Source organism: Pseudoalteromonas shioyasakiensis, assembly GCF_019134595.1.
In the GTDB taxonomy this organism is placed as follows: domain Bacteria; phylum Pseudomonadota; class Gammaproteobacteria; order Enterobacterales; family Alteromonadaceae; genus Pseudoalteromonas; species Pseudoalteromonas shioyasakiensis_A.
Genome location: NZ_CP077770.1, coordinates 3,754,908 through 3,778,499, shown reverse-complemented (window position 1 = coordinate 3,778,499; position 23,592 = coordinate 3,754,908). Strand labels below are relative to the sequence as shown.

Below are 23,592 nucleotides of genomic sequence, written 5' to 3'. Positions count from 1 at the left end.
TTACGCATCATTTTATGACAACACATCTCGCCCAAAGTAAAACACTTTGGCATGTGCAAAAGGAGAGATTATGTGTGGAATCGTTGGGGCTGTTGCAGAACGCCCAGTAAATAAAATTCTTGTTGAAGGCCTAAAACGCCTTGAATACCGTGGCTATGACTCAGCAGGTGTGGCTTTACTTAAAGGTACTGAGCTTAACACTGTAAAAGCAGTAGGTAAGGTTGCGAACCTTGAAGCGGCACTCAATGATGCAGCTGTTAAAGGTACTACCGGTATCGCACATACACGCTGGGCTACCCATGGTAGTGTAACCGAAGCGAATGCTCACCCACATGTTTCGAATAGCGAAATTGCCCTAGTTCATAACGGTATTATCGAAAACCATGCCAGCCTACGCGATGCGCTTAAAGGCGACGGTTATGAGTTTTTATCAGAAACAGATACTGAAGTTATGGTGCACCTTATTCACCAACTTCGCCAACAGCACGATACGTTACTAGCTGCAGTGCAAGCTGCAGTTAAGCAGTTTGAAGGTGCATTTGGTACGGTTGTTTTTGATAAAGCGAACGATAACGAAATCATCGTAGCGCGCTCAGGTAGCCCACTGGTGATTGGTTTAGGTCTTGGTGAGAACTTTATTGCCTCTGACCAACTCGCTTTATTACCTGTTACTCGTAGTTTTATTTACCTTGAAGAAGGTGATGTTGCTCGTATTACCCGTGACAGTGTTGAAATCTTTGATGCAAACGGCGATGCAGTTGAGCGCGAAGTGATTGAATCAAACATTACGCAAGATGCATCAGGTAAAGGCGAATATCGTCACTACATGCTGAAAGAAATTTACGAACAGCCGCTTGCTGTACGTAACACCCTTGATGGCCGCCTAGTTAATGACACTGTCGCGATTGATGCCTTTGGCGAAAGCGCTCAGCAAATCTTTAAAGACGTAAAACACGTGCAAATTATTGCCTGTGGTACTTCATACCACTCAGGTATGGTTGCTCGTTACTGGCTTGAACAGTTTGCTGGTGTGAGCTGTAACGTCGAGATTGCTTCTGAGTTCCGTTACCGCGAATCATTTGTACATGAAAACAGCTTACTTGTGACCATTTCACAGTCTGGTGAAACAGCCGATACACTTGCTGCACTTCGTCTTGCAAAACAGCAAGGTTACATGGCGTCAATGACCATTTGTAACGTACCGGGTTCATCATTAGTACGTGAATCTGATTTAGCCTTTATGACTAAAGCCGGTGCTGAAATTGGTGTTGCATCAACGAAAGCCTTCACCACACAGCTTGTTGGCTTATTAATGCTAACAGCATCTATTGCCCAAGAAAAAGGCTTAGATCAAAGTGCGATTGTGAATGCAATTAAAACACTTCCTAACAAGTTAGAAGAAGCATTACTGCTTGCAGAAGGTATTGAAGATTTAGCTGAAGAATTCGCTGATAAGCACCACTCACTGTTCTTAGGTCGTGGTTCACAGTACCCAATCGCGATGGAAGGTGCACTTAAGCTGAAAGAGATTTCATACATTCACGCCGAAGCATACGCAGCGGGTGAGCTTAAGCATGGCCCTCTTGCGTTAATTGATGCCGACATGCCAATCATTGTTGTGGCACCAAACAACGAGCTACTAGAAAAGCTTAAATCAAACGTAGAAGAAGTACGTGCCCGTGGCGGTATTATCTATGTATTCGCAGACAAAGACTCAGCGTTTGAATCTGACGAAACAATGCGTGTAATCAACGTAAACCATGTAGATGACGTGATTGCCCCAGTTGTATATACAATTCCACTACAGCTGCTTTCATACTACGTTGCAGTTATTAAAGGCACCGACGTAGACCAACCTCGAAACCTAGCAAAATCGGTAACGGTTGAATAAGTTAAAGCATCAAGAGCCGGCTAATTAGCCGGCTTTTTTGTGTCTGTAATTTGCTTAATTAGTGTTCACTGATGCAATTTGTATTGCAATTGATTAGGATGGTTAAACACTTAGGCTAAGGATAATAACAATGAAAAAGCGCAGTGTTTTAACCTCTATAGGATTGTCCGTATTAGTGCTCAGCTCGGGGATTACTTATGGGCAATCTTTTGATCTCATCATCAAAAACGCGATGTTGCTCGATGGTCATGGCGGCAAAGCGGTTCGCGCAGATGTCGGTATTGAAAGCGGCAAGATCACTAAAATTGGTGATATGGCGGCTGACAAAGCTCAACAAGTTATAGATGCCAATGGCAAGGTTGTAGCACCGGGCTTTATCGATTTACATTCCCATGCTGAGCGCTCAATTGCAGAGCTGCCTAGGCTCGATAATTTAGTGCAGCAAGGTATTACCACTATTTTAGGAGGTAACTGTGGTTTTTCTCCTGTCGACTTTAAACAACTTTTTGCGCAAACCGAGCGCTCACCTCTAGGGCCTAACTTAGCCTTATTAATTGGCCATAATGATGTTCGTAAAGCTGTTATGGGTGAAGAGCAACGACTTGCCACTGCTGATGAGTTAAAAGCAATGCAAGCATTGGTCGATAAAGCGATGCAGCAGGGGGCGTTTGGTCTATCGACTGGGCTAAAATATGTTCCTGGTGTGTACTCAAACTTTGCTGAGGTAAAGGTGCTTGCTGAAACTGCTCATGCAGCATGGATTTTTTGCCTCTCATATGCGGGATGAAGGCGCAGAGATTGTCACGGCGATGAATGAAGTGCTCGATGTTGCAAAAGAGACCGGTATTCCTGTGCATATCTCTCATCATAAGCTGATTGGTCATCCAAATTGGGGTGATAGTAAGCACACTATTCAGATGATTCGCGATGCTCGCAAAGCGGGTTTCGATGTCACCCTCGATCAGTATCCTTACACGGCTTCTTCTACGCGATTTGCTATATTATTTCCTGCATGGTCATTGGCTGGTGGCCAAGCTGAAGTTGAAAAGCGCCTACAAGATCCAGAGTTAAGGCAAAAAATAAAACAAGGCTTGATCAAAAATATCCGTGAAGACAGAGGCGGTGGTGACCCCGCAAGGCTGCAAATAGCGCATTATACGGCAAACCCTGCATGGGATGGGCTAACCTTTGCTGAAGTATTAAAACGTGAAGGGCGAGCGCAAAGTATTGACGAAGCTGCTGAACTTGCCATGGAAATTCAAGCAAATGGCGGTGCTCAGGGGATCTTCCACGCTATTAATGAAGATGATGTTAAGTACATCATGGCTTACCCAATTACTGCAATCGCCACCGATGCGGGTGGTTCAGAACTTGGTAAGGGCAACCCCCATCCAAGAGGATACGGCACCTTCCCCAGAGTGCTAGGTCATTATGTGCGTGAACAAGGGGTGATTTCGTTACCTGATGCAATACGTAAAATGACCAGTTTACCCGCAACAAGAATGGGCCTAACTGACCGAGGAGTGATAGCAAAAGGCTATGCTGCTGATATTGTTATACTCGACCCTGCGACGGTTATTGATAAATCAACGTTTAGCGCACCTCATCAGTACGCAGAAGGAATTGAATTCGTCATTATTAATGGCCAAGTCATTAAATCACCGGATGGCATGACGGGTAAAAGTGCAGGGCAAATATTGCGTCATACGCTTTAGTTAAAAGAATGACTTACATGTACTTTTTTACGAAAAAAGTACATAAGTTATCTTTGTTTGTACCTGCAATTCTGTTAGCTTAAAAAATTACCAATATTTCTTAAGGATAAGTCGTGCGACTATTTAAGTTATTCTGTATTAGTGGTTTTTTACTCTGTACTAGTCTTGTAATGGCCCAACCAGCTGCAGATGAGGCGGTTACACATTACAGCCAACATACGCATACTATCGAATCAAGTAATCTTAGTGAGCAACGCACTGTCGTTGTGCAATTGCCAAAAAGCTATCAAACACATCCAAACAAAAGGTATCCCGTTATTTATCGTTTAGATGGGGCCGGTAATTTGCCATTGATTAATGCTGTGCTTGAACGCTTACAACAAAATGATCAAGCGCCAGAGGTGATTGTAGTTGCGATTGAAAGCACTAATCGACTTAGAGATTTTTATCCTACAGTGAACAAAGAACCACAAGGACCTGTTGGTGAAGGCGGTGGTGCAGCAAAGTTTTTAGCTTTCGTAGAGCAAGAACTGATGCCTTTGGTTAATAACCAGTATCGTACTCATGATTATAGAGTTATTGCCGGAGCCTCAGCTGCGGGTGTATTTGCTCTTTACGCTATGCAGGCTGAGCCTGAGTTATTTCAAGCGCACATTGCTTATAGCCCTGCGGTATGGTGGAACTATGGCGCTCCGGCTAAGAGTCTAAATACCTTTGTTACTAAAGCCAAAAGTATTAACAGCTATGTATATATGAATATCGGCGAAGAAGCCGGCATTATGCGCGAAAGGTACGATGATATGCAGCAAACGATGCAAAATAGTAAAGTGCAAAATCTGCGCTTTAAGAGCGACGCCTTTGCAGGTGTTTCGCATAACCTAACCTCAGCCGCTGGGGCATTTAATGCGTACCATGGCTTATTTTTATCTAAACATATGCCTTTGAGTGCATTGGGCGATGATGTTTCATCAATTGATGCCTATTATCAACGTTTATCTCAGCAATGGGGCGAGCAAATAGCGCCACCAGACCGCGCTGTTAGGATGCTGGGTTACAGCTTAACGGATAACCAGCAATTTGAGCGGGCTATTGAGGTGTTTAAGTACAATATCAAAAACTACCCTAAATCAGCGTATGCACTGTCAGCGTTGTCATATGGCTATGAAATGCAAGGTAATACTCGCCAAGCATTAACCCAAATCGAGGCTGCAATAGCCGTTGCAGATGACTCTTATCCCTACCTAGATTACTTAAAAGAGACAAAAACGAGGCTACAAGTACAGCTGAGTAAGAGTTAATAATATGGCCAACTTAGCAGTTGGCTTTTTAAGCGGCCCTTTAATATTGAGCAATTATCATAAACCAGTGGCTGTGCTCAAAGGTATTTAAATCACTAATTCCTACTTTATGGGTAATTAATGCGCTAAAATCGCAGGCTATTTTAGTAATGAGCCCACACCTTTTATGACCTCAACCGCAAACCCTAGCAATTTCAAAGAGCTTGGTCTTATTCCTGAGCTACAGGCTCGATTATCTGATCTTGAATACACGCAACCGACACACATTCAGGCAAAAGCAATTCCGAGTATTTTGGCGGGCAGTGACTTAATTGCAGGAGCGAATACTGGTTCTGGTAAAACAGCGACATTTGCTTTACCAATGTTGCAAAAGTGCTTTTTAGATAAGGTTGCTAAAAAAACTGCAGGAAAAGGTAACTTTGTATCAGGGCTTATTTTAGTGCCAACGCGAGAGCTGGCAGTGCAAGTGGCTGATAGCGTTAAATCATATTCTGCAAACTTTAATGGTGTGATTAAAACCGTTGCTGTATTCGGTGGTGTGTCGGTTAATACGCAAATGCAAGCATTGCGAGGCGGTGCAGATATTATCGTTGCAACCCCTGGGCGTTTACTTGATTTGATTGCAAGTAATGCCATTAAGCTTGATAAAGTAAACACCTTAGTGCTTGATGAAGCAGACCGTATGCTGAGCCTTGGTTTTACCGAAGAACTTACTCAGCTATTAGCGCTTATGCCTGCTAAAAAACAAACTATGTTGTTTTCAGCTACGTTTCCAGAGCAGGTTAAATTATTAACCCAAAAACTGTTAAATGACCCTGTTGAAATACAAGTGCAGAGCAAAGATGAAAGCACGCTAGTACAGCGCGTATTTATGGTAAATAAAGGTGAGAAGACCACTGTTTTAGCGCACTTAATAAAAACCCATAAATGGCGCCAAACGCTAATTTTTGTGAATGCAAAGAAAGATTGTGGGCACTTAGCGAATAAGCTTGAAAAGCGTGGCATCAATGCACAAGTATTTCACGGTGATAAAGGCCAAAGTGAGCGTACTCGCGTAATCGAAAAGTTTAAAAATGGCGAAATCGAGGTATTAATTGCCACCGATATTGCAGCCCGAGGTTTAGATATTGCTAAATTGCCTGTCGTGATTAATTTCAATTTACCCCGCAGCCCAGCCGATTACATGCACCGTATTGGCCGTAGTGGTCGCGCCGGTGAAGTTGGGTTAGCGTTATCACTGATTGATTACGAAGACTTTCATCATTTTAAAATCATCGAAAAGAAAAATAAATTTCGTTTAGAGCGCGAAGAAGTACCTGGTTATACCTTAAATAAAGCGAACCTTGATGCCGCACAAGCACTTAAAAACGACAAGCCCGTAGCGAAACCTGCGGGAACAGGTAAGAAAAAGAAAAAAAATAAAGCTAATCAACAAGACGATGTTTGGAGTGGCTGGAAGAAACATTAAAAGTCTAAAATAATGCTGCTTCGAAATAATACTTAATTATTTTAAGGAGTTAGACCTGTCGCTACCGTCGTTAAAAACGTCTTATTGACGACAGTATGGATGCAGGAGCAATTGTCGAGAGCAACGAAGTTTTTGCCTTGTTATCAACAAGGTTTAGTTGTCTTAAAATTGCTCACTAGATTAAGCGAGTTGTTAAGTAGAATCAGAGGTCTTGGTGATAATAGCTCAGGGTTTGTAGGGCAAGCGCAAATACATCTGCGCTATTATCACCATTGACGTTTTTAACCACAGTCACCGCGCGTTGATGATCAACACACATAATGGTCATGGTAATGCCACCCATACTACCGCCAGAGTGCATTACAGCGTGAGGCATGTCGGCCATCAAGGCTTGTAGTTCAGTATCATGTTGGTATTTTTCTCTTTGTTGATAGTTTTTGAAACCTGTCATCCAACCGATACCAAAATCGACCTGTTCACCATTATTGAGAGTGGCTGGGGTAAACATTTCATCCACGGTGGTTGCTTTTAGATAATTACCCTGCGTGTGAGCTACTGCAAACTTGACGATATCACTTGGTGTTGCAATAAACCCACCGCCAGCCCATTTATAGCTGTGATCGGTCTGCGGTGAGTTAATTAAACGGCCCTGATCAACACTATAAGGTCTTGCACGATGTGGGATCAGGGTAAACTGCTCATCAAAATATGTGTCGTTTAACTTGAGTGGCGCGAAGACTTCTTGTTCGATAATTTTTCGAAAGTTGCGTTTCGGATCAGCGCCTTCCATCGCAGCGCTAACTAATGTCCAAGCGAATGTTGAATACTGCTGTTTGGTGCCCGGCTTAAACAGTAGGGGATCATCTTTAAACATGGCTAAAGCGCTATCAATATCGCCATACCATTTGTTGAGTAAAAACTCATTGGCGCCTTTTTTGTAATGGCGGATCCCTGCGGTATGTGACGCGAGCTGACGGAGTGTTAAAGCTGCATGTTTTTCTGGCCAGTTAGTTACATAGTCGGTTACAGGTTTATCTAAGTTAATCAATCCCTTGTCGTAAAGGCGCATCATAGCCGCAGTGGCAATAAGTTTAGAGACACTGCCAATGCGAACCTTATGCTCGGGGCTCATCAAAACTTGGTTTTCGATATCGGCAAAACCATAACCCTTTGCAGCGATTATTCCTGATTTATCGGCCACTGCGACAGTAATGCCCGGCACCGTTTTCGCACTCACCGCCGATTGAAAGGCGGCATCAATCGCTTGTGGTAGTTCAGCTGCGCTAGTGACATGGGCAGCAATCAATAGTGGTAGGCTGATGAGTGAACAAGCTATACGGTGTTTGAGCATGGCGGCATCCTTTTTGAGTAACCTTGCAGTCACTATTGTTATTATTTTTTAAGGCATTTTTAGATTGCTCAAATTTTCTCTAGATGACAACCCATAGGCGCTTAATTACACATTTTTCACGTTGTGATGAACATTTAAAAAGAGCGTAAATAACAACGATTGATTATTTTTTAGTTGCTTTCACTTTTTAAGGTGTTTACAATCGCCGCGATTTTAACCATTCACACACTGTAGAGGAGTAAACAATATGACTTATACAACTTGTTCCTTTGCAGGTCGTTTTCTTGCCTAGCTCGAAGCTATTTCTTTATTAGCTTTTCAAAGCTAAGCCTGATCAATTAATCAAAGACCTGCCAAATCATTTTTCGTTAGCATTTTTCTATTGCAGAGAAAGGAATTGGTATTATGGGCAAGTCCGTCCAAAAACTTACTGATAACGTTAGCCTTATTGCGTCTAAAGAGTCGTGGATTGAAGGGCTAGCAATACAACAATTAATTAAAACTTCTGAATTACCTGGTATGCACGCTGTAGCGGGTATGCCCGATTTACACCCAGGTCGAGGTTACCCCATTGGGGCAGCCTTTTTTACAGAAGGTAGAATTTACCCCGCTTTAGTGGGGAATGATATTGGCTGCGGTATGTCGCTTTGGCAAACCAATACTAAGTTAGCCAAGTTAAATGTAGATAAGCTCGCAAAACGCTTAAGCGATGTTGAACAACCGCTAGATGATAGTTGGCACACATTGATTAGCGAGCGAAAACATGAACTAGGTATCACAAAAACTGGTTTTGATAGCGCCCTTGGCACCATAGGTGGTGGCAATCATTTCGCTGAGTTTCAGGCGATTGAAGAGGTGTTTGATCAACAAGCCTTGCTTGCTTTAGGCCTACAACCTAAACAATTGCAGCTATTGGTGCATTCTGGCTCTAGAGGGTTAGGGCAAGCTATTTTAGTTAAGCATATTGCAGAGCATAACCATGATGGCCTTGAGGTCGTGAGTGATGCCTTTACAGATTATATGGCCAAACATGACGAAGCACTGCGTTGGGCCCAGTTAAACCGTGAACTGATCGCACGGCGTTTTTTACAAGCTATTCGTGCTGGTGGCGAGGAGGTTTTAGATGTAAATCATAACCTTGTAAGTCAATCACAGATTGCAGGACAAGCTGGCTGGTTACATCGAAAAGGCGCTACACCCAGCGATCAAGGGGCTGTGATGATCCCGGGCTCTCGCGGTGATTACAGTTACTTAGTTAAGCCAACGGCTGAGCAAAACGTAAACTTATGCTCCCTTGCGCATGGCGCTGGTCGCAAATGGAAGCGTGGAGAATGCAAAGGCCGTTTGAGTCACAAGTTTAAAAAGGAAGATTTATATCGCACTGCGTTTGGTAGCAGGGTGATCTGTAATGATAAAACGCTGCTTTATGATGAAGCACCGCAAGCTTACAAAGACTGCCAAACAGTTATTGATGACCTTGTTGATGCAGGGCTGGTCACTGTAATTGCCAAATTAAAGCCTGTGCTTACCTTTAAAACACAAGGAGCGTGCGGATGATCTTAGTGCAATTATCGTCAGGGGCGGGTCCTTTAGAGTGCTGTAAAGCGGTGGCAATGGCTGTTAAGCGCCTTGAGTGGGATGCTAAAACGTTAGCTATTAAGGTGAATACTCTTACTGTAGAGCAAGCTGAACTTTCAGGCTGCTACAAATCGGTATTGCTTGAATTAACCGGTGCTGAGCCGCGAATTTTAAAACAGTTTGCTCAGCAATGGCATGGATCGATGTTGTGGGTTTGTCAAAGCCCATTCAGAGCAAGGCATAAGCGTAAAAACTGGTACTTTGGCGGTCAACTATTTGAAATAGCAGAGCAAACTTTTAATAGTGAGATCCGCTTTCAGCAATGCCGCGCAAGTGGTGCGGGAGGCCAGCATGTAAACACCACTGATTCGGCTGTTCGTGCTACCCATGTTGCGACAGGAACTACTGTTCGCGTAGAAAGTGAAAGAAGTCAGCATGCGAATAAGCGTTTAGCTCGAGTTTTGCTAATGCAAAAACTGGCAGAACAAGCTCAGCAGGCTGCTAGCCAGCAGCAAAAGTCGCGGTGGCAACAACACAATGAGCTGCAACGGGGTAATCCCATTCGTACGTTTAAGGGCCCTGAGTTTAGCCAGACTCACAAAGGAAAAGGTTAGCAAATAACATGGAAAACTGTTGATACCCAAACCACCTCAAGATGCGAGTTTCAGTTGGAATTAAAAGCGATTTAGGCAAGGCATTGATTGCAAGTAATAGTGGTTCTATTGTTAAGATCAATAACGCAGTATAAATCGCTTTTAAACCAACCCTTTGGGCGCTTCACAGGCACTTACTCTCATCGTTGTTACTTCTTAAAAGGGACTGCCATTCTTGCAAAGTAACGCCTTGATATTAAGCACCTGTGAAACGCTGAATTCTGCATTTTGAGGTGGCTTGGGTATCTATGTAGCCGTAACCAGTGGCGTAGCCCAACGGCAGAAAAGGTATTCAACCAATACAATGGCATTAAAGCCCGCTCTGCAGGCACAAGCCCACGAGCGAGGCACACGGTAACAACTGCTGATATTAATTGGGCAGATATAATTTTTGTGATGGAACATAAGCATAAACAACGCCTTAAAGCGCAGTTTAGCCGTTTATTACAGCACAAGCCGATTCAGGTACTCGATATACCCGATGAGTACCAATATATGGATGAGGCACTCGTTGAAACTTTAAAGCAGTCAGTTGACGATTTATTGTATATACAAGTTAAAAGGTAGTTCTTTTAATTAAAAATAAACCCCGCATTGCTGCGGGGTTTTTTGATTTTTAACAACCAGTTAAGAATTAAAAGTCAGTCGGTGCTGGTGGCACGGTGAGTGGCTTTTTCGGGTTGTCTTTTAGCTCTTTTAAAAGCTCTTCTACGGCACGTTCAATCGATGGATCTTTACCTTGGTAGATTAGCTCAGGGCGGTCAACAACCTTGATGTCTGGGGTGACACCTTCGTTTTCGATGATCCAGTTGCCATCGTTATCTAAAATGCGGAATGTTGCCGCGATAACTTGGCCGCCATCTACTAGGCTTGGGTTACCTGAAATACCAATTAATCCACCCCAAGTACGGGTACCAATAAGCTTACCTAACCCCGCTTGGCGGAAGTAATAAGGAATAGCGTCACCGCCTGAACTTGAGTAACCATTGATCAGCATGGCTTTTGGACCATCATGAGCAAATTGTGGTGTTTTCGTAGGCTCAACACCGCGGCGCTTCCAGTAGTTAAGCGGTTTACGAGCAAGCCAGGTGATCATGTGCTCAGGAATAAAGCCACCGCCATTGTATCGGTCATCAATAATCATGGCGTCTTTGGTGGTTTGCGGCATGTAGTTTTTGAACATGGCGCGGTTACCTTCGTAGGCTGTATTTGGTAAGTGAACATAACCAATACGGCCATTTGATAGCTTATCAACGTAGGCTGCACGAGAGTTAACCCAGTCTAAATAACGCAAACCTTGTTCGCTTGCTACAGGCTTAACGGTAACTTGCCATGCACCTTTGCTGCGCGGCTTACTGTTAAGGACTAGCTCAACTTGCTCACCTTGAGTGTTCTCTAGTAATTCGTAGAAGTTAGCTACGTCTTTTACTGAGCGGCCATTTACGGCAATGATGTAGTCGCCGTTATGTGCTTTTACCCCTGTTGTGCCAAGTGGTGAGCGGAAGTCTTCATGCCAGTTTTCACCTTCGAAGATTTGCTCAATTTTTACGTATCCAGATGGATCGCTGGCAAGTTTTGCACCTAATAAACCGTGCTTTTTACGCTCTGCTTTTGGCATATCACCCGACTGCACATAAATGTGGCCTGAGTTAATTTCACCTGCGATTTCACTGAGAATGTAATCTAGGTCACTACGGTGTGAGATAGCATCAGCCATAGGTTGATACTTGGCTAAAATAGCGTCCCAATCTTGGCCGTGATGGTTTTCGTCGTAGAACCAATCACGTAATGTACGCCAGCCTTCAACATACATTTGCTGCCATTCAATTTGTGGCTCAATTTTTAAGGTCATGTTACTAAGATCAAGCTTATTCGCTGCTAGGTCTTGTTTTGCTTTAGGCTCAATTAAGCTGTAATCGTTACCCGCATGTACTAACAGGTGTTCACCGTTGCTCGAAATAGTATAACTACGAACCCCTTTAGCCACGGTTTCAAGCTCGCTGTCATGAGCTGTGCCTATCAATTGTAGGCCACCATTAGCCAGTGTTAGCACGCCACCTTTTACTGCCGTTAAACCACGGTAATCTCCAGCTGGCGCATTTAAAGCGGTAACGCGCTGCATAAAGTCGCTGCTTTGCAGGGTATTTTTCGCTTTCTTGTCGTCATCTTTTTGTTTATCGCTGACGATCGCTGTTTCATCACTTTGTAGTGCGATAAGTGGTTTGATGCTGTCATTTACGGCAGCGGCATAAATACGCGTTGCACGATTAAACATGTAGTCAAACTCGTAGCTGCTGAAGGCTAAGTTAAAGTCGCGCTCAGAACTAAAATACAGGTATTGGCCATCAGGAGAGAAAGTTGGGTTTTGCTCATTGGTCATTTCATCCGTTAAGCGAGTCACTTTCTTTTTATCAACATTGTAGTGCCACAGTGAGGCATAGCGGTTTTCATTGTTTTTCACATACACAATGTCTTCGCTATTTGGTGACCAAGTATACTGGCGAATGCCTTCTTCATCGTAGATGCTGGTATCAATTTTGTATTGTTTACCCGATTTTGCATCTATCCACCAGAGTGTGTGGTTTTTATCTGCAAATAACAGTTTTGAGCTATCTGGTGACCAAATCGGTGTAAAACGCCAAATAGTGCCGTTGCTGGTTAGCTGCTTGGTGGCATTATTTTTACTACGATCTTTTAAGTAAATTTCGTATTCACCGCTTTCATCGCTCATATAAGCAATATAACGGCCATTTGGCGACCAACTTGCGTCAATTTCGCGGCCTTTTGCTGTGTAAGATAAGTTACGTGTTGGGCCTTGTTTAACCGGTACGCTAAATAACTCACCGCGGGCAGTAAAGAGTGCACGCTTACCATCATGAGAAATCGACATTGAGTCGATAAAGTCACTCACATTTTTTGTGTACGGCATTGCGTATTGACGCACACCAGCAATGTTAATACTTAGCTTGCTGCTTTTTTGAGTTTTTGGGTCAAAGCGATAAAGGTAACCACCGTTTTCATAAACAACAGCATTTGGGCCAGCTGATGGCCACAGTACGTCAAAGTCTTTATGGTTGGTTAGCTTTTTCGGCTCAGCGCCTTTTTGATATTGATACAGGTTAAGGGTGTAATCACGATCAGATACAAAGTAAATGTTGTCGCCAACCCAAGTTGGTTGCTGATCGGTAGCGCGGTTAGTGGTTAGCTGCTCTGAGGTATTGTTTTTTAGATCGTAAACCCAAACATCTTGTGCACGACCGCCACGGGTGCGTTTCCAAGTACGAAATTCACGGTCAATTGGCGTGTAAACATATTTACTACCATCTGGCGAAAGCATACCGCCGCCGGTTTCTGGAATAGCCAGAGCCTGCTCAAGGCCTCCGTCAGCAGGCACCATGTATGGACGACCCATACGTTTACCCCACGGTGTGCGGTTAGCACGAAATACCACATTTTTGCCATCCGCTGTCCAATCGAGAACACGATAATCAAACCCGCCGCGTGGTGGCATTGGGCCTACATCGTTGTAGTAAGTTAGTTGCTTTAAGCCAGAGCCATCGCTGTTAATTACATAAATTTGGCGGCTGCCATTGTACTCGGCTGCAAAGGCAATGCGTTTACCGTCAGGTGAAAACTTAGGGAAGGTTTCAAAGCCAATATGGTCAGTTAAGCGTTTGCTCTCGCCTGTTTGCGTATTAGCAATGTAAATATCGCCACCATACACAAAGGTAACGTTTTGGTTATGAATATCTGGAAAACGCAGTAAGCGCGTGTCTTTAGTTTCGTAAGCTGATGCCCAAGGTGCCAGTGTCGCAGCCATGGCCAGTGCCAACGTTATTAGTTTTTTCATGGGATTACATCCTATATTGGGAACTGTTACATCATAACCATTAAGGCTTAAATAGCGATGCAGTTGCGATGAAAGGTCTGTTACAAAATATGAATAAAAAAAGGTTGGCAGTAAATGCCAACCTTTGCGAGCTATGTCATACCATAAAACATAACTTCTTAGTGGTCGTGATCGTCACTTTCTTCTGCAATACCTAACCAAGTGATGGCTTTTGGTGCAAAAGTCAGTTCAAGATCACCTTCAATTTCAAGGTCTTCGATATGTACTTTAAGTACGTGCTGAGCGATAGGATCAGCAACGTAAGCAAACTCACTATTTTGTGACACAGTCATGCTGAAGTTCATGCCTTCTGGCATCGTTGTTACGTCTTCTTCAGTGATATCTACTTTACCGGCAAGTTCCCAGTGCATGTGGCCGTCGTGCTCATGGGCTTCAAGCACGTTTAAAAAGCCTAAGCTATCAAGTACTAAAAAGTGCTCACCGCTTGCTGAGAATGAGTAAGATACAGCACTTGCGCCTTCATCAAGTTGCCACTCAAGTACTTCCATTTCAGCTTCGCTTGGATTGATACTTACAAATACACCTGATGCAATTGCAATAAAGCTTTCACTACCTTCATGGCCATATAATGTGCCAATACGTGTATCACCTAACGCATCAATATTTGCGATTTTTTCTGCATGATATTCATCATCATGCTGGTGGGCTACTAGCACACCGTCGCCACAACCAAATGCTACATAATCATGGTTTTGCGCTGCACCGTGTAAATCTGGGCAAGTAACTTCAAATGTTTGTTCAAGCTCATATTCACCGTCATGAAGGTGGAAAACACCCACTTGATCCGGCAGGATTTTAGCGTTTGAAGTGCTTTCGCTATCAGCACGTCGCAATGTTGCAACTAGGTGCTCGCCACGTGGCTCTGCAACACCATGCATATTGATGTCGTACTGAATACCAGCAAGTGTCGCGGTTTCGTTAGCAATGTCGTTATCGGTTAACACTTCTACAGAGGCAACCGTACCTGCATCGGCATTACCATCGTAAAACACGGCCATTTGGCCATCATGTTTAACGATGTGAGTAGGGCGGCTGCCCGTTGTTAGCTCGTAGTCACTAAATGCAGGGCCTTGTTTATAGTCATGTAAATGCTCGCCATGATCTTCACGCCATAAACCGCTATCAATAAAGCCTAAGTAATCTTGGTTACGGTTAGCAATAACTGCATAACGGTAGCTTGGTGAAACATTTAGTGAGCTTGACTCATGGATAAGCGAAAACGTTTCTAGTAATGAGTCGTCATCTAAATCAAAGATATTCGCTTCGTTGCTATCAGCTGCTAAAACCGCTAAACGGCCCATTGAGTCAATGGTATAACCGTCATCATGATCGTGATCATGGTCATCACCACTGTCGTCAGGAACCTCGATAGGGTCTTTCTCAACAATATTTGTTTCTGCATCACCACATGCGGTGATCAGGCTGCTACTAATTGCCAATGCCAATAGTTTTAATCTAAATAAGTGTGTCATGTAGGTTTCCTTTATTTGTAATTTTGTTTAGAAGTAGCCGCGAATACCAAGCGCAAAACTACGCCCTGGACGTGGTGCTATATCTTTTAAAAATGAGCTATGAACGCGGGCTTCTGTGTCCGTTAAGTTAGTGCCTTTTAGGTAAAGTGAGACGTCTTGGTTCAGTACCGATAAGTCATAAGAAATACTTGCATTAACAAGGGTATAGCCGTCTGTTGTGGTTTCTTCTTGTGCTATGCGGTCTTGCTCTTGGTAGCGCGTAACGTGAATATTTGCCGTTAGGTTTTCGGTTTGATAGCTAAACTCAGTACCAAAACGCAGTGGTGGAGTGCGCGGTAAATCTCCGCCGTCTTTAAGGCGCGCGCGTACATAATCAGAGAATAAGTCGACTTTAAATTCGTCGCTTAGCTGCCAAGCAACTTGCGCTTCAAAACCATGTAAAATCACATCGTCTGTTTTAAATAAATAAACCGGTAGTTCAGATGAATGATCGTGCTCTTCTTCGTGATTATGTTCGTCGCCATGGTCGTGATCATGACCGCTTTCAGCGTATAGGCCTGTGTTGACCTGGTAATAATAGTTATCTACTTGGTTGTAAAACGCATTGAAAATAAAGCCAACATCACCCTCGGTTTTACGGAATGTCAGGTCGATATTATTTGCTGTTTCTAAATCGATAGCCTCTTCTGATAACTCAAAATGACCATCATGAGTGTCGAATAGCGCACCAACTTCATAAGTTGCAGTACCAATGTGTGGGCCGAAAGATAACAGCTCAGATGCAGATGGAGCACGCTCAGAACGCGATACCGATAAACCTAGGTTATAACCTGGTGTAAAATCCCATACCACACCTGTTGATAAGCTTACCGGTGTAAACTCTTGGGCAACATCAAATACGCGTGTGTAGTTTGATTCTTCGTGGTCATGGCCGTGGTCGTGCTCATCACCGTCTTCATCATGTGCATGAGCATCGATCTCAGGTAACAGCACATTATTAGCATCAATAGTAACTCGCTCAACACGGCCGCCTAATTGCACTAAAAAATCGCCAAAGTGCTTCTCTTCCATAATTGCAAAAGCAATACTTTCAGTAACAGACGGAGGGGTGAATGCTTCAGAGCCTTGTGCTTCTACATCACTTTTTTTGTAATGAAAGCTAACGCCACCATTCCACTCATCAAATTGGCTATGCAGAATGTCAACGCGCAGCTCATTGGTTTCATTTTTGAAAGTTGTGCCTACAGCACCGTGCTCGATTTCAGCGTGTTCGTAGTCTGTATGGCCTGCACGTAAATTAATTTTGCTTAGCCACTCACTGTCGATATTGTATTCACCAAGTAGCTGGACTTTGGTTTGTTCAAGATCAGCAAAAACAGCTTCTTCTTCGCTGTGCTCTTCTTCGTGATCATGCTCTTCTTCTTCACCATGAGTATGGCCAGGAATACCGTATTGGCGGTTAAATTGCTCAACCGCAACACCAAGGTAACCTTGCTCAAATAAGTAGCTAGTACCAACAGTAAAGCCATCTGAGTCTTCATTACTGTTTTCTACTACGTACTTTGAGCTGTGCTCGGTGTCGTCAATATCGGCGGCAACAGGTACTTCGTAATCGTCTGATTCACGCCAGAATGCATCAGCATAAAAGGCAAATGACTCTGTTCCTGTGGTGGCATTAAACGAAGCAACTTTTTGCTCATCTACAGAGTTATGTTCTAGGTTCCATTCACCACGTGTTGTGCTGTCTGTTGGTACGCGACTATCAACTACGTTGACGACACCACCAATTGCACCGCTGCCATAAAATAGAGTTGCTGGGCCACGTAATACTTCAATTTGCTGCGCTGTTGATGCTTCCGATGCCACTGAGTGATCAGGGCCAACACGTGACACATCACTTACATCTAAGCCATTTTGTGTAATTAAAACACGTGGGCCGCTCAAACCACGGATCACAGGCGTACTGGCAACCTTGGCATGAAAGTTTGTGTTAACGCCCGGTAGTTTTTCGAGGCTATCGCCAAGCGTTGATGCTTGTTGGCGTCTTAATTGTTCGCCTGATAACACACTCACTGGTGAGGCAGATTCCATTGCCGACATATGAATCGGCGTTGCTTCAATATCAATCACTTCAATCGGTGAGCGCTTAAGATTGAAGGTTGCGCTGTGATCTTGGTCATTGGTAAGCGTGATATCACGGTGTAAGTGAGCATAACCTGGCGCTGAAATATGCAGCTCTTTTAAGCCGTTATTTAAGCCGCTGATTTCAAACTCACCTTTGTCGTTAGTTGTTACTTTTTGATCAGAACCTTCAAGGTCAACTGTGGCATTAGCCACCGCTTTACCTTGGTTATTTAAAACAACGCCTTTGATCGATTGTGCCAAAACACTGGCAGGTAATAACGCTGCTATGACGACAGCCACTCTTGAGATGTTATTCATTATTCACCATTGCGGATATGTTATAATGTATCAATTGTGCTTTAATTGTTATAATGTATCAAGTGTGAATCGACGAATGAGTTTTATTCTTTTTTGTAACAGCATGTTTAAAGTGAGGTAAATGGAGTGATTGGGGTTATGAAAGCAGCAAAATTAGCAGTGATATGCTTTATGGTTGGATGTATTTTTTCAGCTCAAGGGCATCAACACCATCATCATTCACATGGTGAGGGAGTGCTTTTTGTGGTTCATGATCAAGACAAGTGGCAGGTTAAGTTCATTTTACCGGCTGGAGATATTTTTGGCTTTGAGCATCAGCCAGAGACAGCTGAGCAAAAGCAAACCATTAAACAAACGTTAGCCCAATTAGCAAATTCAAAGCAGCTAGTGACATTTAACGCCGAATGTAAGCTTACTCAAGCAAATTTTGAAAACCCATTTGAGCATCACACTCATCATGCACATCAAGACCTTGAAGTTGAATACTCGTTTAGCTGTGATAAGCCCGTTTCTAAAGTCACTGTTACTTTATTTGCATGGGCTGAAGCAATATCTGTTATCGAAGCACAGTGGATCACAGAGCAAGCGCAAGGGATAGCAGAGCTGACAGCAACAAAACCTTATATTGAGTGGCCGCTATGAATAAACAGCGATTAACCAGCACACTTAATAAAGCGAAGCAGGTTTGCCTTGAGCATGGCAGAAAGTTCACCATTCAGCGCAAGCAAATACTGCAAATATTACTAACCACAGATGTGCCGTTATCGGCCTACGAATTGGCCAGTTGCTACAAGCTGCGCACAAGTTCAAGTGTATCTGTTATGTCTGTTTATCGAATCTTGAGCTTTTTGGAGTCGGTAAACCTTGTTCGCAGGCTTAATAGTGCTAACAAATATATCGCTTACGGTACCGACAGTGAGGTTTTTAAGCGTGAGACTTCTTTGTTTTTGATTTGCCGTCACTGCCAAAAAGTTGAGACTTTAGCGGTTTCACACAGTGACGTTGCAAAGCTTTTCCCGCATTTTGATGATGCAGGTTTTACCTCACAAACAAAGCAATTTGAAATGCTGGGAGTATGCAATGAGTGCCAAGCAAAACTTGCTTGATGCACTTTTTATAATTCATGTGTTCAATTTTGTAGGAATTATTCAGTGAAATTACAATTAATGATGGATAAGTTTGCCATCGGGTTATCAGCTATGTGTGCTATTCACTGTTTAGCTGTGCCAGTATTATTAGTTTTATTACCAAGTGCTGCAGCACTGGGTTTAGGTAACGAGCAATTTCATTTTTGGATGTTAGTTGCGGTACTGCCAAGCAGCTTATTAGCACTATTTTTAGGGTGTAAAAAACATAAACGTTATCGAGTATTGATGCTAGGAGGTGCAGGGCTGGTGTTGTTGTCTGCAGCAGTGCTGCTTGGTGAAAATGTTATTGGTGAGGCTGGCGAAAAAGTACTTACTTTATTGGGTTCGCTCTTTGTCGTCACCGGGCATTGGTTTAACTTTCGCTTGTGTGGGAAAAAACGAGGGGCTGAGTGTCTAAGCTCGTAAAGGTATAAACTTGTTGACCAACCATTGTGTTGGCCAACAAGCTAATTCAGCAAAACTGAATTACTTGTAGAATACTTCTACAGTGCCTTTTACTTTTAATAGTAAAGGTTGGCCGCGGCGATCAAGGGCTTTTGGAGAAGCGACTTTGATCCAGCCTTCGCTGATATTATATTCTTCAACGTCAAAACGCTCTTTGCCGTTAAGTTTTACACCAATTTCATGCTCGAAAACTTCTTCCACATAAAATTTACTACGTGGGTTAATAGAAAGTTGGTTTGGTAATTCTGGTTTTTGTGTATCAGTCATAGTTGCGATCTGCATTGAATAGATTGTGCGCCATTGTAGGCAATAGCTGGCATTGGCTCAAGTATCTACATGGCAAATTTATTGTTTACTCGCAGGCTTGTTCTGAATGCTCAACGCACATGGCAACGGCTTCACTCTTTTTATCGAAGTCGTGTGTTAAGCAGTAGTCAAAACGCATGGTTAACTCAATCACTTGTTCATCCGTGCGCTCTGGCCATTGCCAGTCTCTCACTATTTGCCTTGCTGCCTTTCTAACGTCTTTACTAAAGCGCTTAGGCGCTGAATTTTCAATATTTAAGTTTTTCACATCGCCTTCTGGCGTTACCTGAAAGTTGACAATTGCGCAGCCACTGCCTTGTCGATTTAGCAGCCCTGTCGGGTATTGTACATGGTGCATTGGTGGCAGCCGTTGCCAGCTAGGCTTATCTGTAGTGGTATCGAGTACCTGCGCTTGAATATCTACAAATGGAAATTTACGTGATAAATCAGGGTTTGCGAATGAGCTGATTGATGCGCATACGAGCGTTAATGCTAAAAGTGATTTATACATAGTCTTCCTTAACTTGTTTGTTTTTTAATCTACCTCAAATTTAGCGTTAAAAATTATCTTTGTAAACTAGAAGCTTGGCTAAAAATTAAGGGATAAATGTATTGTTATACTATAACCTAATTTTTATTTATGTTATTTTATAACAAATCATTTCTCTCAACTTTTACAATCAGACCTTATGAAGTACTCAACTCTTAGTTTAGCCTTAGCTGCGGCGTTTGCAGCGAATACACATGCAGCTGATAACAGCGATATCGAAACGATCACCATTGAACATAAACAGGCGTTTCGTGGTGATATTCCAACAAAAGATTTACCGCAATCGATCACCACATTAAGTAAAGACATGATGACTGATAACGGTATTACTAAGTTTCGTGATGCACTGGATTTTTCTGCCAGTATTACTCGTAAGAATAATGGTGGAGCACTGTGGGATAGCTATTCAATTCGTGGTTTGTCAGGTAACGAAAATATGCCGTCTGGGTACTTAGTTAACGGTTTTAGTGGTGGTCGCGGCTTTGCAGGCCCGCGTGATGTATCAAACATTGAATATATCGAAGTATTAAAAGGGCCAGGCTCAGCACTCTATGGCCGCTCAGAGCCGGGTGGTACCGTAAACATTATTACTAAAAAGCCACAGTTTTATCAGCAAGGCCAACTTCAAGCCGAGTTCGGTAGCGATGATCACAAGCGTATTCAAGGTGATTACACTAACGGTTTAAGCGATGATTTAGCGTTTCGTATCAATGGTGCATGGCAAGACAGTGACAGCTTCAGAGATTATGTACACCACGACAAATTCGTGATTACGCCTTCGCTTTATTATCAAATCAACGATAACTCATCGCTGACTTATGAGTTTGAGTATGTTGACCAACAGCAAATGTATGACCGTGGTATTGTGGTGCTAAATGGTGATTTTGATACCGTACCTGAGTCACGCTTTTTAGGTAACCCAAATGATGCACCAACTAAGGTGCACTCACGCGGTCATCAATTAAATTACAGCAACGATCTAAACCAAGATTGGAGCTTGTTATTAGGTGCTAGTTACCGTACTGCAACGCTAACGGGTTTTTCGTCAGATGCTGAGCTTTCACCATCGCGCCAGTCATTATTTGATGATGGCAGAACCTTAACTCGCCAGCACAGATACCGTGACTATGAGTCTGATGATTTATCGCTACGTTTTGAATTAAGTGGCCACTTTGATGTTGCCGGTATCACCAACCATGTACTGATTGGTGTTGATGGTTACGACTATGAGCTGCGAACTGGGCTTTATCGCTACCGTGGTGGTAATGGCACTTACACCATTGATATCTATGAGCCAGAGTACAGCACCACTGAAGGCCCTGAAGTGGGCATGCAGTACGAAAATAACGAACAGCAAAATGCGTACGGTATTTACCTACAAGACCAGCTTGATCTAACCGATAACTTAAAAATGATGTTAGGTCTGCGTTTTGATGAAATTGAACAAGATATTTTTGAAACTAAGTCTGGTGTTGCATCAAACAGCAAAGAAAACCGTATTAGTCCACGTTTTGGTGTTGTTTACGCACTTAATGACGACATTAACCTTTACTCAAGCTATTCAGAAGGCTTTTTACCACTAAGTGGCACCGATGCCGAAGGTAACCCATTTGGTTTTGAAGAAAGCGACTCGTTTGAAGTGGGTGTTAAATTTAGTTACGCCAATATCAGCGGTACGCTGGCTTATTTTGATGCGAGTAAGAGCAACATGCTGGTGGCAGACCCAGTAAATGTGGGTTATTCAACACCTGTAGGTAAAGCAAATAGCACAGGTTTTGAGTTAGATTTAACGGGTTCATTGGGTGACAATACCGAATACAACCTATCTTATGCCTATGTTGATGCCGAGACTGCAACAGACAGTCTAAATGTTGACTGGTTAGTGCCAATTCCTAAGGGCAGTCCACTTGTGAACGTACCAAAGAATAACCTTTCGATTGGCTTAAACCATGACCTAAGTCTATTCGCACAAGACATAAAGATTGGTGGTCATTATCAATATGTGTCTGACCGTTTGGGCGACCCAGCTGATCTCACTTTCCGTTTACCGAGTTACCAAACTGTTGGTTTATTTGCTAAATGGCGAGCGACTGAACGTACTACGGTATCACTGAATGTCGATAACGTGTTTGATGAACAGTATATCGCCAGTTCTTACAATGCATTGTGGGCCTACCCAGGTGCGCCGACACAATTTAAACTTGGCGTAAGTTATGACTTCTGAGCAAGTTAAAAGCCGTATTCACAGTATCGACATCATGCGTGGTGTCGTTATTCTGCTGATGTTACTTGATCATGTGCGAGAGCGGTTTTTCTTGCACATGCAGGTGGCCGATCCCATGGTGGTTGATACCACTTCGCCGGGGCTTTTTTGGAGTCGCTTTGCTGCGCACTTTTGTGCGCCAACCTTTATCTTTTTAACCGGTTTGTCGGCGTGGCTTTATAGTCATCCAGCAAGTGGAATAGCGCGCTCAGCACGAAGCTTTTTAATCAAACGAGGGCTTTTTTTAATCGCCCTCGAAGTGACCCTGATTTGTTTTTCGTGGATGGGTTACTACCACACCATTTGGCTACAAGTGATGTGGGCGATTGGCCTTTGTATGCTGGTGTTAGCAGCATTGATTAAGCTGCCACGCAACCTATTGCTGGTGCTTGGTTTAGTTATTGTATTTGGCCATAACTTACTGACCCCTATCAGCTTCACGCCTGATGAGTTTGGTTACTCGCTGTGGACGATTTTGCATGACCGAGGCTATCTATCACAAGGCGGTTTAATCGACGTCAAAATTAGCTATCCAGTGCTACCTTGGATTGGCGTAATTTTGTTGGGTTACTGTGCAGGTCCATTATATGCACACACTCAATCGGCAGGTTCACGTAAACGAGCATTACTGCTGTTAGCCCTGTTATGTGTGGGATTATTTGCGCTGCTGCGTGGTTTTAATATTTATGGTGAAACCTTGCCGTGGCAAACGTTTAGCACCACAACCGAAACCATGATGTCGGTGTTTAACGTGACTAAGTACCCACCGTCACTGAGCTTTTTGCTGATCACGTTAGCAGGCATGTTTGTAGGCTTATGGTTATTTGAAAGACCATTAAACCGCGTTACGAATGCGCTACGTGTATATGGCTCTGTGCCTATGTTCTTTTATATTTTTCACCTCTATGTACTGCTATTTATGTATCAAATAGGCATGCTGATCTGGGGGGCAAATCAAGGGCAATATTTAGGAGTCAGTGATATATCAGGTATTTGGTTTATTACTTTGTTGCTGGCAATAGGGCTTTATTGGCCAACCAAGAAGTTTAGTGAATACAAGCGTAAGGCTAACAAGCCTTGGTTAAAGTATTTATAACGAAAAA

General features: G+C 43.2%; 19 protein-coding genes. 13 read left to right on the top strand and 6 right to left on the bottom strand.

Features of this window, described 5'->3' with window-relative positions; all coding sequences use genetic code 11:
* Nucleotides 1–70 precede the first annotated feature (70 nt).
* The 5 genes from glmS (at nt 71) to KQP93_RS17380 (ending at nt 6,372) form a co-directional block, all read left to right on the top strand.
* The gene (gene glmS, locus KQP93_RS17400) at nt 71–1,891 is read left to right on the top strand and encodes a glutamine--fructose-6-phosphate transaminase (isomerizing) (RefSeq protein WP_217875375.1); all 1,821 of its coding nucleotides are present in this window, start codon (nt 71–73) and stop codon (nt 1,889–1,891) included.
* A gap of 130 nt (nt 1,892–2,021) precedes the next feature.
* Nucleotides 2,022–2,678, top strand: a complete 657-nt coding sequence (locus tag KQP93_RS17395) for an amidohydrolase family protein (protein WP_217875374.1) — start codon at nt 2,022–2,024, stop codon at nt 2,676–2,678.
* A complete protein-coding gene (locus KQP93_RS17390; RefSeq protein WP_217875373.1) occupies nt 2,641–3,606 on the top strand; it encodes an N-acyl-D-amino-acid deacylase family protein in 966 nt (321 codons plus the stop codon). The genes KQP93_RS17395 and KQP93_RS17390 overlap by 38 nt, the downstream gene beginning before the upstream one ends.
* Before the next feature lie 170 nt (nt 3,607–3,776).
* Nucleotides 3,777–4,904: an alpha/beta hydrolase gene (locus tag KQP93_RS17385; protein ID WP_217875372.1), complete on the top strand. Its 1,128-nt coding sequence runs from the start codon at nt 3,777–3,779 to the stop codon at nt 4,902–4,904.
* A gap of 166 nt (nt 4,905–5,070) precedes the next feature.
* Nucleotides 5,071–6,372 carry a DEAD/DEAH box helicase gene (locus KQP93_RS17380; RefSeq protein ID WP_217875371.1) on the top strand — a complete coding sequence of 434 codons (1,302 nt, stop codon included), beginning with the start codon at nt 5,071–5,073 and terminating at the stop codon, nt 6,370–6,372.
* Between the two features lie 202 nt (nt 6,373–6,574).
* Here KQP93_RS17380 and KQP93_RS17375 read toward each other — a convergent pair whose 3' ends face one another.
* Nucleotides 6,575–7,723 (bottom strand): serine hydrolase domain-containing protein, encoded by a 1,149-nt coding sequence (locus tag KQP93_RS17375; RefSeq protein WP_217875370.1) that lies wholly within the window; start codon nt 7,721–7,723, stop codon nt 6,575–6,577.
* 405 nt (nt 7,724–8,128) lie between these two features.
* On the opposite strand from KQP93_RS17375, the gene KQP93_RS17370 reads away from it, so the two are divergent.
* The 3 genes from KQP93_RS17370 (at nt 8,129) to KQP93_RS17360 (ending at nt 10,521) form a co-directional block, all read left to right on the top strand.
* Nucleotides 8,129–9,280: an RNA ligase RtcB family protein gene (locus tag KQP93_RS17370; RefSeq protein ID WP_217875369.1), complete on the top strand. Its 1,152-nt coding sequence runs from the start codon at nt 8,129–8,131 to the stop codon at nt 9,278–9,280.
* Nucleotides 9,277–9,915 carry a peptide chain release factor H gene (prfH, locus tag KQP93_RS17365; protein ID WP_217875368.1) on the top strand — a complete coding sequence of 213 codons (639 nt, stop codon included), beginning with the start codon at nt 9,277–9,279 and terminating at the stop codon, nt 9,913–9,915. The genes KQP93_RS17370 and prfH overlap by 4 nt, the downstream gene beginning before the upstream one ends.
* A 267-nt stretch (nt 9,916–10,182) precedes the next feature.
* Complete coding sequence (locus tag KQP93_RS17360; RefSeq protein ID WP_217875367.1) at nt 10,183–10,521, top strand: low molecular weight protein tyrosine phosphatase family protein; 339 nt, start codon at nt 10,183–10,185, stop codon at nt 10,519–10,521.
* A gap of 67 nt (nt 10,522–10,588) precedes the next feature.
* Here KQP93_RS17360 and KQP93_RS17355 read toward each other — a convergent pair whose 3' ends face one another.
* From KQP93_RS17355 to KQP93_RS17345, 3 genes are all read right to left on the bottom strand, one after another.
* On the bottom strand, nt 10,589–13,804 hold the full coding sequence (locus tag KQP93_RS17355; RefSeq protein WP_217875366.1) for a S41 family peptidase: 3,216 nt from the start codon (nt 13,802–13,804) through the stop codon (nt 10,589–10,591).
* 158 nt (nt 13,805–13,962) lie between these two features.
* Nucleotides 13,963–15,336, bottom strand: coding sequence for a 5-methyltetrahydrofolate--homocysteine methyltransferase (locus KQP93_RS17350; protein ID WP_217875365.1), 1,374 nt, complete (start codon nt 15,334–15,336; stop codon nt 13,963–13,965).
* A 27-nt stretch (nt 15,337–15,363) separates the two neighbouring features.
* Nucleotides 15,364–17,778 (bottom strand): TonB-dependent receptor, encoded by a 2,415-nt coding sequence (locus KQP93_RS17345; RefSeq protein WP_217875364.1) that lies wholly within the window; start codon nt 17,776–17,778, stop codon nt 15,364–15,366.
* Nucleotides 17,779–17,916: 138 nt separating this feature from the next.
* Between KQP93_RS17345 and KQP93_RS17340 the strand changes: the two genes are divergently transcribed.
* The 3 genes from KQP93_RS17340 to KQP93_RS17330 are packed head-to-tail and all read left to right on the top strand — an operon-like array spanning nt 17,917 to nt 19,331.
* Nucleotides 17,917–18,420, top strand: coding sequence for a ZrgA family zinc uptake protein (locus KQP93_RS17340; RefSeq protein ID WP_217875363.1), 504 nt, complete (start codon nt 17,917–17,919; stop codon nt 18,418–18,420).
* Entirely contained in the window at nt 18,417–18,884 is a 468-nt protein-coding gene (locus KQP93_RS17335) for a Fur family transcriptional regulator (RefSeq protein ID WP_055198507.1), read from the top strand. Before KQP93_RS17340 ends, KQP93_RS17335 begins: the two co-directional genes overlap by 4 nt.
* Nucleotides 18,885–18,929: 45 nt before the next feature.
* Nucleotides 18,930–19,331, top strand: a complete 402-nt coding sequence (locus KQP93_RS17330; RefSeq protein WP_254907698.1) for a MerC domain-containing protein — start codon at nt 18,930–18,932, stop codon at nt 19,329–19,331.
* Between the two features lie 60 nt (nt 19,332–19,391).
* Here KQP93_RS17330 and KQP93_RS17325 read toward each other — a convergent pair whose 3' ends face one another.
* Both KQP93_RS17325 and KQP93_RS17320 read right to left on the bottom strand, forming a co-directional pair.
* Complete coding sequence (locus KQP93_RS17325) at nt 19,392–19,637, bottom strand: DUF3297 family protein (protein WP_171037140.1); 246 nt, start codon at nt 19,635–19,637, stop codon at nt 19,392–19,394.
* An 85-nt stretch (nt 19,638–19,722) separates the two neighbouring features.
* Nucleotides 19,723–20,187: an energy transducer TonB family protein gene (locus KQP93_RS17320; RefSeq protein WP_054563006.1), complete on the bottom strand. Its 465-nt coding sequence runs from the start codon at nt 20,185–20,187 to the stop codon at nt 19,723–19,725.
* A gap of 178 nt (nt 20,188–20,365) precedes the next feature.
* On the opposite strand from KQP93_RS17320, the gene KQP93_RS17315 reads away from it, so the two are divergent.
* A complete protein-coding gene (locus KQP93_RS17315; protein WP_217875362.1) occupies nt 20,366–22,450 on the top strand; it encodes a TonB-dependent siderophore receptor in 2,085 nt (694 codons plus the stop codon).
* Entirely contained in the window at nt 22,440–23,585 is a 1,146-nt protein-coding gene (locus KQP93_RS17310) for a DUF1624 domain-containing protein (RefSeq protein ID WP_217875361.1), read from the top strand. Before KQP93_RS17315 ends, KQP93_RS17310 begins: the two co-directional genes overlap by 11 nt.
* Nucleotides 23,586–23,592 lie beyond the last annotated feature (7 nt).

Coding starts and splice junctions, on each gene's coding strand:
- glmS (WP_217875375.1), top strand. CDS start 71: ATGTGTGGAATCGTTGGGGCTGTTGCAGAACGCCCAGTAAATAAAATT.
- KQP93_RS17395 (WP_217875374.1), top strand. CDS start 2,022: ATGAAAAAGCGCAGTGTTTTAACCTCTATAGGATTGTCCGTATTAGTG.
- KQP93_RS17390 (WP_217875373.1), top strand. CDS start 2,641: ATGCAGCATGGATTTTTTGCCTCTCATATGCGGGATGAAGGCGCAGAG.
- KQP93_RS17385 (WP_217875372.1), top strand. CDS start 3,777: ATGGCCCAACCAGCTGCAGATGAGGCGGTTACACATTACAGCCAACAT.
- KQP93_RS17380 (WP_217875371.1), top strand. CDS start 5,071: ATGACCTCAACCGCAAACCCTAGCAATTTCAAAGAGCTTGGTCTTATT.
- KQP93_RS17375 (WP_217875370.1), bottom strand. CDS start 7,723: ATGCTCAAACACCGTATAGCTTGTTCACTCATCAGCCTACCACTATTG.
- KQP93_RS17370 (WP_217875369.1), top strand. CDS start 8,129: ATGGGCAAGTCCGTCCAAAAACTTACTGATAACGTTAGCCTTATTGCG.
- prfH (WP_217875368.1), top strand. CDS start 9,277: ATGATCTTAGTGCAATTATCGTCAGGGGCGGGTCCTTTAGAGTGCTGT.
- KQP93_RS17355 (WP_217875366.1), bottom strand. CDS start 13,804: ATGAAAAAACTAATAACGTTGGCACTGGCCATGGCTGCGACACTGGCA.
- KQP93_RS17350 (WP_217875365.1), bottom strand. CDS start 15,336: ATGACACACTTATTTAGATTAAAACTATTGGCATTGGCAATTAGTAGC.
- KQP93_RS17345 (WP_217875364.1), bottom strand. CDS start 17,778: ATGAATAACATCTCAAGAGTGGCTGTCGTCATAGCAGCGTTATTACCT.
- KQP93_RS17340 (WP_217875363.1), top strand. CDS start 17,917: ATGAAAGCAGCAAAATTAGCAGTGATATGCTTTATGGTTGGATGTATT.
- KQP93_RS17335 (WP_055198507.1), top strand. CDS start 18,417: ATGAATAAACAGCGATTAACCAGCACACTTAATAAAGCGAAGCAGGTT.
- KQP93_RS17325 (WP_171037140.1), bottom strand. CDS start 19,637: ATGACTGATACACAAAAACCAGAATTACCAAACCAACTTTCTATTAAC.
- KQP93_RS17320 (WP_054563006.1), bottom strand. CDS start 20,187: ATGTATAAATCACTTTTAGCATTAACGCTCGTATGCGCATCAATCAGC.
- KQP93_RS17315 (WP_217875362.1), top strand. CDS start 20,366: ATGAAGTACTCAACTCTTAGTTTAGCCTTAGCTGCGGCGTTTGCAGCG.
- KQP93_RS17310 (WP_217875361.1), top strand. CDS start 22,440: ATGACTTCTGAGCAAGTTAAAAGCCGTATTCACAGTATCGACATCATG.